This window comes from Sphingomonas sp. Leaf407 (assembly GCF_001425385.1).
GTDB lineage: Bacteria > Pseudomonadota > Alphaproteobacteria > Sphingomonadales > Sphingomonadaceae > Sphingomonas.
The window spans coordinates 1-14,132 of record NZ_LMQO01000004.1 but is presented as its reverse complement, the minus strand read 5'-3'; the positions used below and the strand labels follow the sequence as shown (position 1 = coordinate 14,132).

The 14,132-nt window shown below is 64.1% G+C and carries 16 protein-coding genes and 3 pseudogenes; 13 read left to right on the top strand and 6 right to left on the bottom strand.

Annotated elements, in window-relative coordinates; translation table 11 throughout:
• Positions 1-247 precede the first annotated feature (247 nt).
• The 7 genes and pseudogenes from ASG37_RS12470 to ASG37_RS18085 form a co-directional block, all read left to right on the top strand.
• A complete protein-coding gene (locus tag ASG37_RS12470; RefSeq protein WP_055760669.1) occupies positions 248-496 on the top strand; it encodes an AbrB/MazE/SpoVT family DNA-binding domain-containing protein in 249 nt (82 codons plus the stop codon).
• Complete coding sequence (locus ASG37_RS12465) at positions 489-878, top strand: type II toxin-antitoxin system VapC family toxin (protein ID WP_055760666.1); 390 nt, start codon at positions 489-491, stop codon at positions 876-878. The genes ASG37_RS12470 and ASG37_RS12465 overlap by 8 nt, the downstream gene beginning before the upstream one ends.
• Positions 875-1,969 carry a site-specific integrase gene (locus tag ASG37_RS12460; protein WP_055760665.1) on the top strand — a complete coding sequence of 365 codons (1,095 nt, stop codon included), beginning with the start codon at positions 875-877 and terminating at the stop codon, positions 1,967-1,969. Before ASG37_RS12465 ends, ASG37_RS12460 begins: the two co-directional genes overlap by 4 nt.
• 158 nt (positions 1,970-2,127) lie before the next feature.
• A pseudogene (locus tag ASG37_RS17400) lies at positions 2,128-2,289 on the top strand (recombinase family protein); the annotation flags it as partial.
• Positions 2,290-2,866: 577 nt separating this feature from the next.
• Entirely contained in the window at positions 2,867-3,847 is a 981-nt protein-coding gene (locus ASG37_RS12455; RefSeq protein ID WP_235525234.1) for an L-lactate dehydrogenase, read from the top strand.
• Between the two features lie 54 nt (positions 3,848-3,901).
• Entirely contained in the window at positions 3,902-4,267 is a 366-nt protein-coding gene (locus tag ASG37_RS17395) for a hypothetical protein (RefSeq protein WP_235525233.1), read from the top strand.
• A 180-nt stretch (positions 4,268-4,447) separates the two neighbouring features.
• A pseudogene (locus ASG37_RS18085) lies at positions 4,448-4,835 on the top strand (recombinase family protein); the annotation flags it as partial.
• 397 nt (positions 4,836-5,232) lie between these two features.
• Here the strand turns inward: ASG37_RS18085 and ASG37_RS17840 are convergent.
• The gene (locus tag ASG37_RS17840; RefSeq protein ID WP_162233470.1) at positions 5,233-5,379 is read right to left on the bottom strand and encodes a hypothetical protein; all 147 of its coding nucleotides are present in this window, start codon (positions 5,377-5,379) and stop codon (positions 5,233-5,235) included.
• Here ASG37_RS17840 and ASG37_RS18080 point away from each other — a divergent pair.
• Both ASG37_RS18080 and ASG37_RS12450 read left to right on the top strand, forming a co-directional pair.
• On the top strand, positions 5,357-5,545 hold the full coding sequence (locus ASG37_RS18080; RefSeq protein WP_156349190.1) for a hypothetical protein: 189 nt from the start codon (positions 5,357-5,359) through the stop codon (positions 5,543-5,545). The two genes, ASG37_RS17840 and ASG37_RS18080, sit on opposite strands and share 23 nt — an antisense overlap.
• 369 nt (positions 5,546-5,914) lie before the next feature.
• A complete protein-coding gene (locus tag ASG37_RS12450; protein ID WP_156349189.1) occupies positions 5,915-6,118 on the top strand; it encodes a porin in 204 nt (67 codons plus the stop codon).
• Between the two features lie 137 nt (positions 6,119-6,255).
• Here ASG37_RS12450 and ASG37_RS12445 read toward each other — a convergent pair whose 3' ends face one another.
• Genes ASG37_RS12445 through ASG37_RS12435 form a run of 3 tightly spaced genes read right to left on the bottom strand, consistent with a single transcriptional unit; the run spans position 6,256 to position 9,177 of the window.
• Positions 6,256-7,269 carry an NADP-dependent oxidoreductase gene (locus ASG37_RS12445; RefSeq protein WP_055760656.1) on the bottom strand — a complete coding sequence of 338 codons (1,014 nt, stop codon included), beginning with the start codon at positions 7,267-7,269 and terminating at the stop codon, positions 6,256-6,258.
• Positions 7,266-8,366 (bottom strand): alkene reductase, encoded by a 1,101-nt coding sequence (locus tag ASG37_RS12440; protein ID WP_055760653.1) that lies wholly within the window; start codon positions 8,364-8,366, stop codon positions 7,266-7,268. The genes ASG37_RS12445 and ASG37_RS12440 overlap by 4 nt, the downstream gene beginning before the upstream one ends.
• Positions 8,367-8,397: 31 nt before the next feature.
• Positions 8,398-9,177 carry an SDR family NAD(P)-dependent oxidoreductase gene (locus ASG37_RS12435; protein WP_055760650.1) on the bottom strand — a complete coding sequence of 260 codons (780 nt, stop codon included), beginning with the start codon at positions 9,175-9,177 and terminating at the stop codon, positions 8,398-8,400.
• A gap of 105 nt (positions 9,178-9,282) precedes the next feature.
• Between ASG37_RS12435 and ASG37_RS12430 the strand changes: the two genes are divergently transcribed.
• The 3 genes from ASG37_RS12430 to ASG37_RS12420 all read left to right on the top strand — a co-directional run bounded on the left by ASG37_RS12430 (position 9,283) and on the right by ASG37_RS12420 (position 10,713).
• Positions 9,283-9,867, top strand: a complete 585-nt coding sequence (locus ASG37_RS12430) for a TetR/AcrR family transcriptional regulator (protein ID WP_055760647.1) — start codon at positions 9,283-9,285, stop codon at positions 9,865-9,867.
• Complete coding sequence (locus ASG37_RS12425) at positions 9,864-10,310, top strand: PaaI family thioesterase (RefSeq protein ID WP_055760644.1); 447 nt, start codon at positions 9,864-9,866, stop codon at positions 10,308-10,310. Before ASG37_RS12430 ends, ASG37_RS12425 begins: the two co-directional genes overlap by 4 nt.
• 79 nt (positions 10,311-10,389) lie before the next feature.
• Positions 10,390-10,713, top strand: a complete 324-nt coding sequence (locus ASG37_RS12420) for a hypothetical protein (RefSeq protein ID WP_055760641.1) — start codon at positions 10,390-10,392, stop codon at positions 10,711-10,713.
• A gap of 349 nt (positions 10,714-11,062) precedes the next feature.
• On the opposite strand, the pseudogene ASG37_RS17380 reads toward ASG37_RS12420, so the two are convergent.
• Positions 11,063-12,185, bottom strand: a pseudogene (locus ASG37_RS17380) (IS3 family transposase).
• A gap of 340 nt (positions 12,186-12,525) precedes the next feature.
• Positions 12,526-13,593 carry an alpha/beta fold hydrolase gene (locus tag ASG37_RS12405; RefSeq protein ID WP_055760638.1) on the bottom strand — a complete coding sequence of 356 codons (1,068 nt, stop codon included), beginning with the start codon at positions 13,591-13,593 and terminating at the stop codon, positions 12,526-12,528.
• A gap of 320 nt (positions 13,594-13,913) precedes the next feature.
• Here ASG37_RS12405 and ASG37_RS17365 point away from each other — a divergent pair.
• Positions 13,914-14,132 (top strand): serine hydrolase (locus tag ASG37_RS17365; protein ID WP_156460580.1); only part of this gene is annotated, 219 nt, incomplete at its 3' end.

The following is a 14,132-nucleotide window of genomic DNA, read 5'->3' as shown; positions in this document are numbered from 1 at the left end:
TATCCTATCTTTAACTGTTTTGGCCATATGTCACATTATAAAAAGTGGCACAAGGTTAGCTAGAGCCATACCGGCACAACATGACATACCGAACCCCTTTGTCTGAGCATACCCAGATAGGGCATTACCTCATGCAAATAGCGATAACGTGTGCTTATCGCGTTTCGGTGGAGCATCGTTTCCAGTAGCGCACTATAGTTATAACCAGTATTCGTCGCGTCTAGTGTAGCGAGACGAGGAAGCAGCTATGGGCGTCTTGAAGGGACGGGTTATCGCAGGTGGCCGCATCGCGCTGCCCGCCGATGTCCGCAAGCACCTGGGGCTGGCTGAAGGCGATACCGTCTATTTTTCAGTGGAGGGCGACGAGCTGCGCGTCCGATCGGCAAAGTCCGCACTGCGCCGCATACAGGAGCAATTGCGCCGCTACCGTCCGGAACAGGGCAACCTGTCGGACGAACTGATCGCGGATCGCCGTGCCGAGGCTGCCGGTGAATAAGCTGCGTTACGTCCTGGACTCGTCCGCCCTGTTGTGTGTGATGTTCGAAGAAGAGGGTGCCGAGCATGTCGCGGCGCGACTGCCCGGTGCGATGATCAGCGCCAGCAACTACGCAGAGGTGGTCGCCAAGCTGGTCGACCGCGGCATGCCGCCCGCCGATATTGTCACGATTATGGCCGATCTCGACATCGAGGTGGTCCCGGTCGATCGGCAGCAAGCGGAGCTTGCAGGGCTGATGCGGGCAACGACGGCAGGACTTGGTCTGTCGTTGGGCGATCGTGCCTGCCTGGCATTGGCGCAGATTCGCCGGACCACGGCACTGACAACGGATCGCGTCTGGTCGAACCTTGAAATCGACGTCACGGTCGAGCAGGCGCGATGAGTGGGAGTGCGTTGCAGGCACGGTCCCAGCACGAGAAGGCGCTCGTACCCTGTCTTCTGGAAGAAGAAGTCGCACGCGCGCGGATGTATGTGGAAGCCGCGCGCTCGAGCGCGACAAGACGTGCCTATGCTGCTGACTGGAAAACCTTCGCCCTTTGGTGCGCGGCGCGTGGCCTGTCCGCTTTACCGGCTTCTCCCGCGTCGGTCGCCGTCTTCATCTCCAGCATGAAAGATGGTGACCCTGCTGCATCCCCGCCGCGTCTGCCCAAGAAGATTTCCACGCTCTCGCGCTATCTGGCGGCGATCAACGACCGCCATCGCGAGGCAGGCTATCTCACGCCCGGCGACCAAGACGGCGGTCACCAGTTGCGCAGGACCTTCGCCGGTATCCGTAACACCCACGGGGCTCGCCCCCGGCAGAAGGCGGCGGCGGATGGCGACCAGCTTGGCCGAATGCTCGCCGGCATTACAGGTGACGACGTCCGCAGTGTCCGCGATCGAGCGTTGCTGGCGATCGGCATGGCGGCGGCCCTGCGGCGGTCCGAACTCGTCGCCTTGACCTTTACCGATGTACAGATCGTGCCGGAAGGCTTGCGCCTCTTCATCGCCCGGTCGAAAACGGATCAGGCAGGCCTTGGCGTCTGGATTGCCATTCCCGAGGGCAAACGAATACGGCCAAAGGCACTGTTACTGGAATGGTTACGGGTCGGCCGCGTCACCGACGGGCCGCTGTTCCGCAAGCTGGCACAAATCCGTGTCGCCGACCGGGACCCGGCCTCGCAGGAAAGGGTGAGAACCGCCGATGGCAAGCCCGCGTGGTGCCGGGTGGAGGATCGCGTGCAGCCGGCGGCGATGAGCCCGCAAGGCGTGGCCCTCGTCGTCAAGGCGCGGGCGCAAGCCGCCGGTCTCGATCCGGCGTTGTTTTCCGGTCATTCGCTGCGCTCCGGGTTTCTTACCGAGGCGGCACGGCAGCCCGGTGCCAATGTCTTCAAGATGCGCGAGGTCAGCCGGCACAAGTCGCTCGACATCCTCAGCACCTATGTCCGTAACCACGATGCGTTTCGGGATCATGCCGGGCAACAATTCCTGTAACCGTACTTCTCGGCGAACTCTGGCACTACGACGGCATGATGAGATCGGCATTTTTGGCCAGGCTATTTGGACTTGCTTCGGATTCATCTGACCCGCCATCGTGTCACAGGCTAGCTTAAGTATATCTGACGGAGTCAACGAGCTATGCCAGTCAGCAGATGAACACGATTGTCCAAGCCGCGCGGGTATATTTGCGCGTGAGTACCGGCGAGCAAGATCTGGCCCGGCAGGATGCGATCGTTGCTGGCGCTTGGGCAGCCGGCTGCTATGTCGCGGCGGTGTACCGCGAGAAGGCGTCGGGCGCGCGACCGGATCAGCCGTTTGCCGGTTCCCGAGGCTGAACTGCTGTTCGAGCAAGGGCATGAGGGTATCGTGAGGGTATCAAGGCGCACGCAGCAATTTTAGATTGGCGGATTTGTGCGGGGTCGGAGACGAGGCGGCGGACAGGGTGTCCGCTCTTTCGTATTGCAGCAGGCAAACGTGCCCTCGCGGATTGCGGTGTGGGCGAATAATTCCTTTTGCAACGGCCGGTCGCGGGGGCGTCCCGCGCGGACGCAATAGTGGTATGCCGTACAGTGCCGCAAAGCGTGCTTTCGCCAACGCGCGCCCGATTAGGTACAACCGTAAATCTGCGGTATAGCTGCAATACCCCCGCACACTGCCACGGCGCAGCGGAGGCAGAGAGACGCAAGTGCTCCCGCTTTGTGGGAGAATTGCTATGAGCACACGTGCGTACCATCATCGTCGCGCTCTAACCGAACAGACGATGGCAGATGTCGCGAACAGTGCCGTTGCTCGCATTTGTCACGACAAGCTGGCCGTTTTGCACCGCTTGTTGGAGGCGGCCGGTGCCGTAGAAGCAGGGCGCGCGGCGCCGTTCCCGGCGGTGATCGCGTCATGACGCCACCCATGCAGGCACCGCCTTCGGGTCGGGTCGCATTCATTGGAGCAGGGCACGTCGGCGCAACCGCTGCGTATGCGATGATGTTGAGAGCGCTGTTTCGCGAGATCGTGCTGGTCGACAGCAACGCGGCTCTTGCGGCAGCCGAGGCTGCCGATCTCACCGATGCGAACGCGCTTGCCAGGCCTGCACGGATTTGGGCCGGTTCCTACGATGACGCCGCGACAGCGGATATCGCGGTGGTTACAGCCGGAGCGGCCTCACACGGGAGTGAAACACGGCTGTCGCTCGCCTCGCGCAGCGCGGTTATCGTCGAGGATTGCGTAAAACATCTGGCGGACGCTGGTTTTGCCGGTGTGTTGGTAATCGCGTCGAATCCGGTTGACCTGATGACGATGATTGCCATCCGCTACGCCGGGCTGCCCCGACACAGGGTCATTGGTACAGGTACTCTGCTCGACACCAGTCGGCTCAAGCAGAGCCTGTCCGCAGCGCTCGACCTCTCGGCCGGAGCGATCGACGGTTACGTGCTGGGGGAGCATGGCGATAGCGAAGTGGCGGCGTTCTCGACGGTTCGGATTGGTGGGCAGCCACTAGGTGACTTCATCGATACCGGTAGCCCGCTCGATCTGCCGGCATTGGGCGAGCATGTCCGCGATGCCGGTTATCGCATCGTCACCGGCAAAGGCTTCACATCCTTCGGCGTTGCCACCGCCATCGTCCGCATTTGCGAGGCAGTGGTCCGGGACGAACGGTCGGTATTGCCCGTTACCGCATGGATCGAGCATGGATATGGCATGCGCGACATATGTCTAAGCCTGCCTTGCATTGTCGGCGCTGGTGGCACCGAACGTGTTCTCTTCCCGGCGCTCGACTCCGACGAGGAAGCTGCGCTACGCGCGTCTGCTGCGAAACTGACCGAGGCTTTTGCCACGCTGGATAGCGACAAGGGACATCAAGGCTCCGGCATCCGCTGATCCACGAGGGCGGACGAAGGGTATCCATCGCGCTGCGACGGGTATCAGCGTTGTATGAAGCAGCTAAAATTAGCCGTCGCGGCGGACGGAGTGTCCGCCGTTTTTCACGGCGTGATGAATGCTTCCTGGAACGGTTATCGAAAAGGGCGGGGCATGCCAACGACAAAGCAGACTTTTGCCAACAGGACCGAAGTTCCAATCTACGTGTCGGTAGAGCCTTGGCCCAAGTGCTTCGAACTCGAACCTGGTGACAAACTGACACTTAGCTGGAACATGCCCACGGATGGCGATGCTATGCTAGTCGAGTTCATCAACAGTCAGGAACTCGTGGTTTGGCCGAACGGTGAGATTGACGACATTCAATATCTTATGAACGGTGAACCTGCTACAGATAGAATCTGGACCTTCAAACATCCTTGACGAACACCAAGACTGATCTGGAACTGCCGGTCTCCCTCGGATATCACCGTGGATCGTCTCCGCCAGAACGACGCACTTCTGCGATCTTGCAAGTACAACGACGGAGCATACCCGTATCGGACGTTGGCGATCGGACGCATTCTCCGTTCGATCAGGGTCGTTCGCAGGGATATTGAACACATGGCCTGCTGGGTCTGGAAGCTACTGGAACAGATTCGGGTTTCGATGGCGTTTTTCGGCTATGCGCGCGTGTCTACGACCGATCGGGATCTCGGCATTCAGGAAGCGGCGCTGCGTGCTGCTAGATGTCAGACGATCCGGTCGGAGAAGAAGTCGGGCACGGAGCGCCGCACCCGCACCGAGTTGCAGGTCCTGCTTGATTTCCTGCGCGAAGGCGACACGCTGGTCGTTACCCGCATCTACCGGTTGGCGCGATCGATGAAGGATATGCAGGGCATCGTCCATGAACTGAAGGACAGGGGGGTCGCGCTGAAAGCGACCGATCGACACCGCCACGGCAGCGGGCAAGGCGTTCCTCGACATGCTCGGTGTTTTCGCCGAGTTCGAGACGAACCTGCGACGAGAACGGCAGGCCGAAGGGATCGCCGCTGCCAAGGCGCGCGGCGTCTACAAGGGCGGCAAGCCGCGGATCGATCCGGAGGCCGTCAGGAAGCTGGCCGCCGATGGCATACGACCCGCGCATATCGCGCGGTACCGTCTATCGGTTCCTGCCAACGTCGGTAGCGAGCCCGAACGAGCCCTTGTCATCGCAGGCCGACCGTCCGCATGGTGCCGTGACCGATGCCGATCCGTCCTGAGCATCTCTTGCTCTACCCGATCGACTGACGACATATCTCCCACTTCGTCCGGTTCGTCCGCGCGAAGGGTCGCTGCGAGCATTGCGGCCGGCGCCACTTCCAACGCGTATTCCACATGGGGGACGGACGATGGGGGGATCGGGAGCGTCAGTGCTGGCGCAACGTGCGGGGCGGCGGGTTCGCCGTCCATGCGGCGAGGCGCCCGGCACGGACGGTGGTCGCCCAACCGATCTGCCGCTTGCTGCCGGTCAGCGTCGGCAGGTCTAGATGCGTGATCGCCACGCCGTCGCGCACCGCCGCCTTTGCCTGTTCTGCCTGCTTGTCGGCGATGAAACAGGCAGAGCAGGCTCGCCGCCACCAACAGCACCGGGCTGTACGGCATCGCGAACAGACACAGGCTGCAGCGTATCGCACCGAGATCGACTTCGCCGGTGACGAGGTCACGATCCGCGACGCCTAGCTTGGCTATCGGGGCAGGACCGGTCTTGGCGAACTCAGCGTGGTTGTCGGCAAAAAGCTCAACGACCGGTCGCTCGACGGTGCAACCTCGCTCACCTCGATCCCATTTGCCGAACGGGACACGGTCGCCAACCTCATCGCGCCGCAAGGCGGCAGCTACGGCGTCGGTGTCTTCGCTGCGCTCGGATCGCGGCTTCCTGCATCTGGGCGGTTGGGGATTTCACGAGCGGATCAACCGCGATGTCGACGCACTGGTCGAAGGCTCCAACGTCAACCGCAACATCGCCATCCTGTCCGGCATCCTTCGCGATCCGCGTTCGATCGATGCCTTCGGTGTCGAGGCAGCGAGGGTGTGTGGCACCGCCCCGACATGCTGTCGCCCGTCACCGGCGGCAGGTCCGGCGCGTTCGAACTGTTGTTGCGCTACGACGGCGAGGATCAGACCGATGCCCCGTTCGGCGGCCGGGGCACCTTTGCGATGCTCGGGGCCAACTGGTATCTGATCGACCGGGCGGGTTTCAAACTGAACGTGGTACGCTACAGCGCCGTGTCGCGCGGTGAGATCGTTTTTTGACAAAACTGGCGCGTTACCGGGCAGGGAACGCCCCGGGCCGTGGTCACGAACGCCTCATGATCCCGGGAGATGCCGCCATGCCCGGCATCGGGGTAGACGATCCGCACCCGCGACCGACGTCCAGCGCTCTGGCGCGGTCATGCCGCGTCGGGCCGGACCGTGACGACGACCTTGCCCTTCGCGCGGCCGCTGTCGACATAGGCGACCGCGTCATTCAGCGCATCGAAGGTGAAACCGCGATCGAGTACCGGGCGGATCGTGCCGGCGTCGATCAGTTCCCCCAACTGCGCGAGTTGGCTGCCATCGGCGTGCATGAACAGGAAGGAATAGTCGACGCCCGCGCGCCTGGCCTTGCGGCGGATGCCGGTGCTGAGCAGGCGGAACAGGAGACGCAGGACCGGATTGAGACCCTGTGCCTTGGCGAAGGCGGGATCGGGCGGGCCGGAGATCGAGATCAGCTTGCCGCCGGGCTTCAACACCTTGAGCGACTTTTCCAGCGTCTTGGCATCGAGGCTGTTGAGCACGACATCGTAGCCCGACAGCAGCTCGGAAAAATCCTGCGTCCGGTAATCGATGACGACATCCGCGCCCAGGCTGCGGACGAGGTCGGCATTGGCGGCGCTGGCGGTCGTAGCCACCATCGCGCCGAGATGCTTGGCGAGCTGGATCGTGATCGTGCCGACCCCGCCCGTACCGGCGTGGATCAGCACCTTCTGGCCAGCCTTCAGCCCTGCGGTCTCGACCAGCACCTGCCATGCGGTCAGCCCGACGAGCGGCACCGACGCCGCCTCCGCCATCGACAGCCTGACGGGCTTGGGAGCGAGGTCCGCCTCCGCCACCGCGATCCGTTCGGCGAAGGTGCCGATATGGCCGTCGCGCGGCCGGGCATAGACCGCGTCGCCGATCTTGAACCGGTGCGCGCCCGGTCCGGTCGCGACGACGATGCCGGCAAGGTCGTGGCCGAGGATGAAGGGCGGCTTGTAGGGCAGGATCGGCTTGAACGCGCCGTCGCGGATCTTGCCGTCGAGCTGGTTGATCGCGGTCGCGTGGATCTCGACCAGCACCTCGCCCGCTGCCGGTACGGGATCGGGCAGGTTGGTCAGCGTCAGCCGCTGCCCCTTGCCATAGCGTTCGAGCTGATAGGCCTTCATGCCACCTGCTCCGGTTCGTTCGCCAAGGCCGGATAATCGGTATAGCCCTTCGCGCCGCCGCCATACAGCGTCTGCGGATCGATCTGGGCCAGCGGCGCCCCGGCCTGCATCCGCTCGACCAGATCAGGATTGGCGATGAAGGGGCGGCCGAACGCGATCAGGTCGGCCTTGCCATCGGCCAGATGCGCCTCGGCCAGTGCCCGGTCGAAGCCGTTGTTGGCGATGTAGGTGCCGCGGAACCGGGTGCGCAGCGCGGCATAGTCGAACGGCACCGAGTCGCGCGGGCCACCGGTCGCGCCCTCGACGACATGGATATAGGCAATGCCGAGCGCGTCGAGCTGCCCAACGATATGGTCGAACTGCGGCTGCGGATCGCTGGTGTCGATGCCGTTCGCCGGCGATACCGGCGACAGGCGGATGCCGGTACGATCGGTCCCGATCTCGGCGGCGACCGCCGCCGTCACCTCGATCATCAGCCGGGCGCGGTTGGCGATGCTGCCGCCATAGGCATCGGTGCGGTGGTTCGCGCCGTCCTTCGCGAACTGGTCGAGCAGATAGCCGTTGGCCCCATGGACCTCGACCCCGTCGAAGCCGGCCGCGATCGCATTGGCGGCCGCCCGGCGGAAGTCGTCGACGATGCCGGGGATTTCGGCGAGTTCGAGCGCGCGCGGTTCGGAGACGTCGACGAAGCCGCCGCCCACCACCGTCTTGGTCTCGGCGCGGATCGCCGAGGGCGCGACCGGTGCCGCGCCGTCTTCCTGCAGGCCGACATGGCTGACGCGCCCGACATGCCAAAGCTGCAGGAAGATGTGGCCGCCTTTGGCATGGACCGCCTCCGTCACCTTGCGCCAGCCCGCGACCTGCGCGTCGGAATAGATGCCGGGCGTGTCCTGATAGCCCTGTCCCTGGCGCGACACCTGCGAAGCCTCGGTGATGATGAGGCCCGCCGAAGCACGCTGGCCGTAATATTCCGCCATCAGCTCGGTCGGCACCATGTCGGGACCGGCCCGGTTACGGGTCAGCGGCGCCATCACCAGACGGTTGGCGAGCGTGACGGCACCGAGACGATAGGACGAGAAGCAATCGGGATCGGACATGACGAAGGTCTTTCGGGAAAGGGGCGCGGGATCAGGCGGTGTAGCGCGGCGCGGGGTCGATCGCGCCAAAGCCCGGCAGCATCGCCTGCCGCGCGGTCTGGAAGGCGGTCCACAACTCGCCGTCGTGCAGCGGCGGGATCGTCACGTCTTCGCGCGCGTCGAAGCCGACCAGCGCGGCATCGACCAGCGCATTCACGTCCATCATCGGCCCCAGCGACGCCTCGTCGGCACCGGAGCGGCCCCAAATCTCGGTGCGGGTCGCCGCGGGCAGTACGGCCTGGACATAGACGCCCTTCGGTCCCAGCTCGATCGCCAGCCCCTGCGACAGGAACTGCACGAACGCCTTGGTCGCGCCATAGACGGTCATGCCATATTCCGGCGCCAGCCCCACGGCCGAACCGATGTTGATGATCGCGCCATCGCCGCGTGTCGCGAGCCGGGGTGCCACCGCGCTGGCGAGCCGGGCGACCGAGGTCGTGTTGAGCGCGATCAGACGATCGACCGCCTCGGTTGGCTGCTCGACGAAGCTGCCGCCCAGCGCGGCACCGGCATTGTTGACGAGGATGCCGATGCGATCATCGTCGCGGAGCCGCGCTTCAACCGCCGCCAGTTGATCGAGGTTCGTCAGGTCGGCCGGCAGCACGTCGATGGCGACGCCGGTTTCGGCGGTCAGCGTCGACGCCAGCGCGTGGAGACGGGCGGCATCGCGCGCGACGAGGACCAGATCATGCCCGCGACGGGCGAACCGATCGGCATAGGTCGCGCCGATCCCAGAGGAAGCACCGGTGATGAGGACGGCAGGCTTGGTCATTGGATTGCCCTTTCGGATCGAGTCACTATATTGATGACAGTCGTCATGAATGACTAAATGTGATGGTCATCATGAAACGTCAACGGGCGAACGGAGATTATTTCGATGAAGGTCAGTCGCGAGCAGATGGTGGAGAACCGTCGCCGCATCCTGCAGGAGGCCAGTCGGCTGTTTCGCGACCGCGGCTTTGCCGCCGTGACCGTGGCCGATGTGATGAAGGCCGCCGGGCAGACGCATGGCGGCTTCTATGGCCACTTCGCTTCCAAGGACGAGCTGATCGCCGCGACCATCGCCGACACGCTGGCGGGGGAAGGCTCGGCGATGACCGACGTCGAAGCGTGGACCGATACCTATCTGTCGCCGCTGCACCGCGAGAACCCGGACCAGGGGTGTCCGATGGCCAGCCTCGCCGGATTGATGCGACACCAGACGTCCGACGCCCGGGCCGCCATGGCGCGCGGGCTGGACGCGCATCTCGAGCGCTTCGCGCAGGCACTGCCCGGCGATGACGACGCGGCACGGCGCCGTTCCGCGATCGGGCGGTGGGCGGCGATGGTCGGCGCCGTCGTCCTGGCCCGCGCGGTCGATGACACCGCGCTGTCCGACGAACTGTTGCGCGAAACCCGCGCGTGGATCGCGGCGACGCAGCCGAATGCGCGCACCCCACAGAAGGAGGAAACCGACGCATGAACGTCCTGATCGACCATGCCGGACTGGACGGGCACGACCAGTTGGCGGCGCTGATGGCGGCCAATCGCCATCCCCCGATCGGCGAGACGCTGGAATTCGCGCTGGTCGAACTGGAACGCGGCCGCGTGGTGTTCGAGGGTTCGCCCTCGCGCAAGGTCTTCAATCCGATCGGATCGGTCCATGGCGGCTATGCCGCGACGCTGCTCGACAGCGCCTGCGGTTGCGCGGTGCATTCGAGCCTGCCCGCAGGACAGGGCTATACGACGCTCGAACTCAAGGTGTCGTATCACCGGGCGTTGACCGACACGAGCGGACCGGTGCGGGCGGAGGGAAAGGTCGTGTCGCTGGGCCGACGTGTCGGTTTTTCCGAAGCGCGGCTGGTCGACGCGCAGGGACGGTTATGTGCGTCGGCGACGTCCACCCTGTTGATCTTTCCCCTGTGAGCCAGCAGGGCCTGACAACGGACGGCGATGCCGGCCCGAACCACGATCAAGCCGCCGACAATCGCCACGGAGTCCGTCCATGAAACCGCTTCCTCTTGCTCTTGCGTTGATCCTTGGCCTGTCGGCGGCATCGCTCCCTGCGCAGGAGACGCGCTGGCCGCTTGGCGAGGGGGGCAAGTCGCCCGACAAGGCGCTGTCCATGCCGACGAAGCTGGCACCGGTATCGCAGTCGCTGACCGCCCTGCTGGATGCCGGCGGTACGATCGTCAGCTCCTATGTCGCGCCGACCGGACCGGTCGTGACCCTGCGCCTGCGCAAGAGGTTCATGATCTGCCTGTTGCAGGGGACCAACCCCGCGACCGATCAGAACGTCGCGACATCGGAATGTTACGCGCTGAATTAAGAATGAGCGGTCGTGCCTTGGGTACGTGGTGGTCGAGACGGCCGTGTTACCGTGGTTCGGTGGGCACTTCAGCGATGCAGGTCATGCCTGAACGGCAGCCAGTTCAAGTATTGATCGAAAAGGCTCGCACTCGTCGAACCAGAGCGCGAACAGCAGTCCCAATGAGGATTCCTTACAAGACGGCCGACTGGGGGAGGGTGAGGCCTTTTCAATAGCCACGAGCGGTTCTGCACTTCGATCTGGTGAGTGGCCCCCACCGGGTGGTCCGGGTTGATAGTTAGTGCATTGTTGTCTTGAGCCTCACCCCGTCTCTGGTCCGGTCTTGATGAGAAAACCGGCTCTCTTTTCGTCAGGGCAGGCATGCCTGCCCTGACGAAAAAGCGCGCTCCATCGGGGCCTGGTTGCCGAGGGAGCTATGTGGACGGTGCTCGTTGTAATCGCGCCGCCACGCCTCACATTTTACCCGTGCGTCGTCCAGGCTCAAGAACTATTATGCGTTGAGGCATTCGGCCCGCACCCGGCCGTTGAACGCCTCCGCGAACGCATTGTCGGTTGGCTTTCCAGGCCTGCTGAAGTCCAGCACCACATCATGCTGATACGCCCACAGGTCGAGATCCTTCGAGATGAATTCCGGGCCATTATCCAGACGAATGCGCTTTGGGCGACCATGTACCGCGGCAATGCGGTCGAGCGTCTCGACCACGTCAGAGCCGCGGTAGCTTGTCCGCACGTCGAGCGCTGGCGACATACGGGTGAAATTGTCAACGATCGACAGCACGCGGATCTTGCGCCCGTCGAAGAGCTGATCCGACAGGAAATCCATCGACCAGCACTCGTTGGGTGCCGTCGCCGGCGTCCGGTCATCGCGCAGCTTTGCTTTCACCTTGCGCTTGGGTGTCTTGTTGCGCAGCTGCAGCCCGAGTTCGCGATACAGCCGATGAGTGCGCTTGTGGTTGATCTCCCAGCCCTCCCGCCGGAGCAGCACATGGATGCGGCGATACCCGTAGCGAACACGGGTCGCAGCTAACTCCTTGATCCGCATCTTAAGGCCGGCCTGATCGAGGCGGTGGGACTGATAGCGCTGGGTCGATCGATTGATCGGAAACGCGCCGCAGGCTCGCCGTTCGCTGACCTGGTAGCTCGCCTGCAAATAGCCGACGATCTCCCGGGCTCGACCAGGCCCTACATTTTTCGGCGGATGACGTCCTGCAGCATCTCCTTGTCCAGGCTGAGGTTGGCCACCAGCCGCTTCAGCCGGACGTTCTCCTCCTCCAGCACCTTCAAGCGCTTCATCTCCGATGGCATCAACCCTCCGTATTTGCTACGCCATCGGTAGTAGAGCCTGCCCCGGCGAAGGCCGGGGTCTGGATTGATATGCCGGCCTTCCGGCAAACCTCCTCGACGGTTGTTCCATCCTCGGCCTGCTTGAGGATGAACGCTATCTGCTGCTCGCTGAACCTCGACTTCTTCATTGGCGGATTCCCTCGTCCGGCACCTGCCAAACCTAACCGAGAATTTCTCACAAAGAATGGACCAATCCGGAGGGCTCAGGTCATCCGGCGCTCTACCTGTCGAACGGCCTGTATGATGTTTACGGCAATTTCGAAGGCACACAGCGGCTTGCCGACGTGGCGCGCAAACGCGGCGTCAGGACCGAGTGGCATCCGCTCTATGGCGGGCACTGCGCTACGGATGCAACGTCACTGGCGGCGTTCCTATCGTACTGACGACGTTCCTGTTGCGATCAGGAAACGGGAAAGAGCAGCATGGGTCGCTGGCGGGATCATGCCATCTGCGCCCCACTGGCCCACCTCAGTCCGAATAGCGGCAGCGGGTCCCGATCCGGCGGTGGCCGCGCACGGCGTCGACCATCGTCGATACCGCGTCGATCACGACGTCCGGTCTGGAGGACATCATGCTGTGGGTCGATCGCGGGACGACGCAATTCACGCCATCGACCGAACTGGCTGCCACCTCGTCGTGCATCGTGTTCCACAGCGCCCACATCGCGCGGCTCCTGGGATGCCCGGTCGGGCTGAACGAGCGCGTCAGGACAAGGACGCGCGCCTCTGTCCGCGCACCGCGCGGCCACGACAGCGTCGCGAAGTCGAGCCCTTCGGTCTCCGCCAGCTTCGCGTGCAGGTTGGAGCTGCGCTGCCACCGGCGATACGCATCGCTGGCAAAGACGGGCGGCTCGAAGCCGGGCCGGTCGGGCGCCACGCATGACGTCTCCGCCTTGCTGCCCGGAAGGAGGGTGCCGTCGTTCGCCGCCCGCGCGCAGTCCCTCGCGGCCGCGAGCCTAGAGGCCGTCGGGTCGGCGTCCGGCGCGATGGCCGCCATCCGCGCCACCTGCCGACCCACCGCGGGATCGACCAGCACCAGCCCGGCCACCTTCCCGGGATGCCGCTGCGCGTACAGGCCGACGATCGCTCCGCCCAACGATTGTCCCACCATCACATAGGGGCCACGAAGCCGCGCCGCCGACAGTAGCGCAGCCAGATCCGCTTCGAGCGCATAGAAGGTGCGCGGCGTCCTCGCCGGATCGCTGTTCGAATAGCCCGCCCGGTCATACGAACAGACGCGTGTCTGCCTCGCCATCTCGCCTTGCACCGTGGCCCAGCCCCAGGCGCCTCCGCCCAGCCCAATATCCAGGATCACCACCGGCCTCCCCTTGCCCTGGCAGAACAAGGTCAGCCGTCGACCATCCGGCAGGCGGACCCGCGGTGCGACCATATACTCGCGCCACCACCCTTCGTGCGGACTCTTTGGCGGCACGCTGCTGCTGCCGGCGTGGACGACACCGGGCGTGCCGGGCATCTGCCCATGCAAGATGGTTGCCATCCAGGCCGCCGGGACCAGCAGCAGGGCCCGCGCGATCATCCCTGAACGTTTCCCCTCTGCCATGCTCCGCCCCCCGCACCGACCGTTCCGGCATCATGCGCCATCATACGGCCGCCTCCAAGCGGAGGAGTCTGTCCATCGTTCCGTTGGGATGGTATTTCGACAATCTCATGGCGGTTCTCACGTCCGTCACGTCGATGGAAAATATGATCCAGGTTGCGGCCAAACCTAGACGCCGCTAACTGTTGCATATGAATAATACAGTCGGTGTGCTGAGGCAGGCAGTGTACGGCGGTTTGGTCGCGCTGATGACTTGCACCTCTGTGGCGGACGCCGGAACGAACTCCGCGCTGCCGGATATGACCCCAATCCTGCGCGAACAGCGCGTGGAGAGCGCGTCGATCGCCGTGATCCGCAACGGACGGATCGTCTCGATCGGGGCTTGGGGCATGGCGGGGCCGAACCGCGCGGCGACTGCCTCCACGCCCTACAATCTCGCCTCGCTGACGAAGCCGCTCACGGCGGAGGTCATCCTGCGACTGGTGTCCTGCCGTTGCAGCACCTGCCGCCGCCGGTGG

Bases quoted from the DNA above. Each gene is read 5' to 3' on its own strand.
- ASG37_RS17395 (WP_235525233.1), top strand. From the start codon at position 3,902: ATGAAGCAGCTAAAATTAGCCGTCGCGGCGGACGGAGTGTCCGCCGTT.
- ASG37_RS12420 (WP_055760641.1), top strand. From the start codon at position 10,390: ATGAAACCGCTTCCTCTTGCTCTTGCGTTGATCCTTGGCCTGTCGGCG.
- ASG37_RS12435 (WP_055760650.1), bottom strand. From the start codon at position 9,177: ATGACCAAGCCTGCCGTCCTCATCACCGGTGCTTCCTCTGGGATCGGC.
- ASG37_RS12425 (WP_055760644.1), top strand. From the start codon at position 9,864: ATGAACGTCCTGATCGACCATGCCGGACTGGACGGGCACGACCAGTTG.
- ASG37_RS12450 (WP_156349189.1), top strand. From the start codon at position 5,915: ATGCTGTCGCCCGTCACCGGCGGCAGGTCCGGCGCGTTCGAACTGTTG.
- ASG37_RS12445 (WP_055760656.1), bottom strand. From the start codon at position 7,269: ATGAAGGCCTATCAGCTCGAACGCTATGGCAAGGGGCAGCGGCTGACG.
- ASG37_RS12440 (WP_055760653.1), bottom strand. From the start codon at position 8,366: ATGTCCGATCCCGATTGCTTCTCGTCCTATCGTCTCGGTGCCGTCACG.
- ASG37_RS12460 (WP_055760665.1), top strand. From the start codon at position 875: ATGAGTGGGAGTGCGTTGCAGGCACGGTCCCAGCACGAGAAGGCGCTC.
- ASG37_RS12430 (WP_055760647.1), top strand. From the start codon at position 9,283: ATGAAGGTCAGTCGCGAGCAGATGGTGGAGAACCGTCGCCGCATCCTG.
- ASG37_RS12470 (WP_055760669.1), top strand. From the start codon at position 248: ATGGGCGTCTTGAAGGGACGGGTTATCGCAGGTGGCCGCATCGCGCTG.
- ASG37_RS12405 (WP_055760638.1), bottom strand. From the start codon at position 13,593: ATGATCGCGCGGGCCCTGCTGCTGGTCCCGGCGGCCTGGATGGCAACC.
- ASG37_RS12455 (WP_235525234.1), top strand. From the start codon at position 2,867: ATGACGCCACCCATGCAGGCACCGCCTTCGGGTCGGGTCGCATTCATT.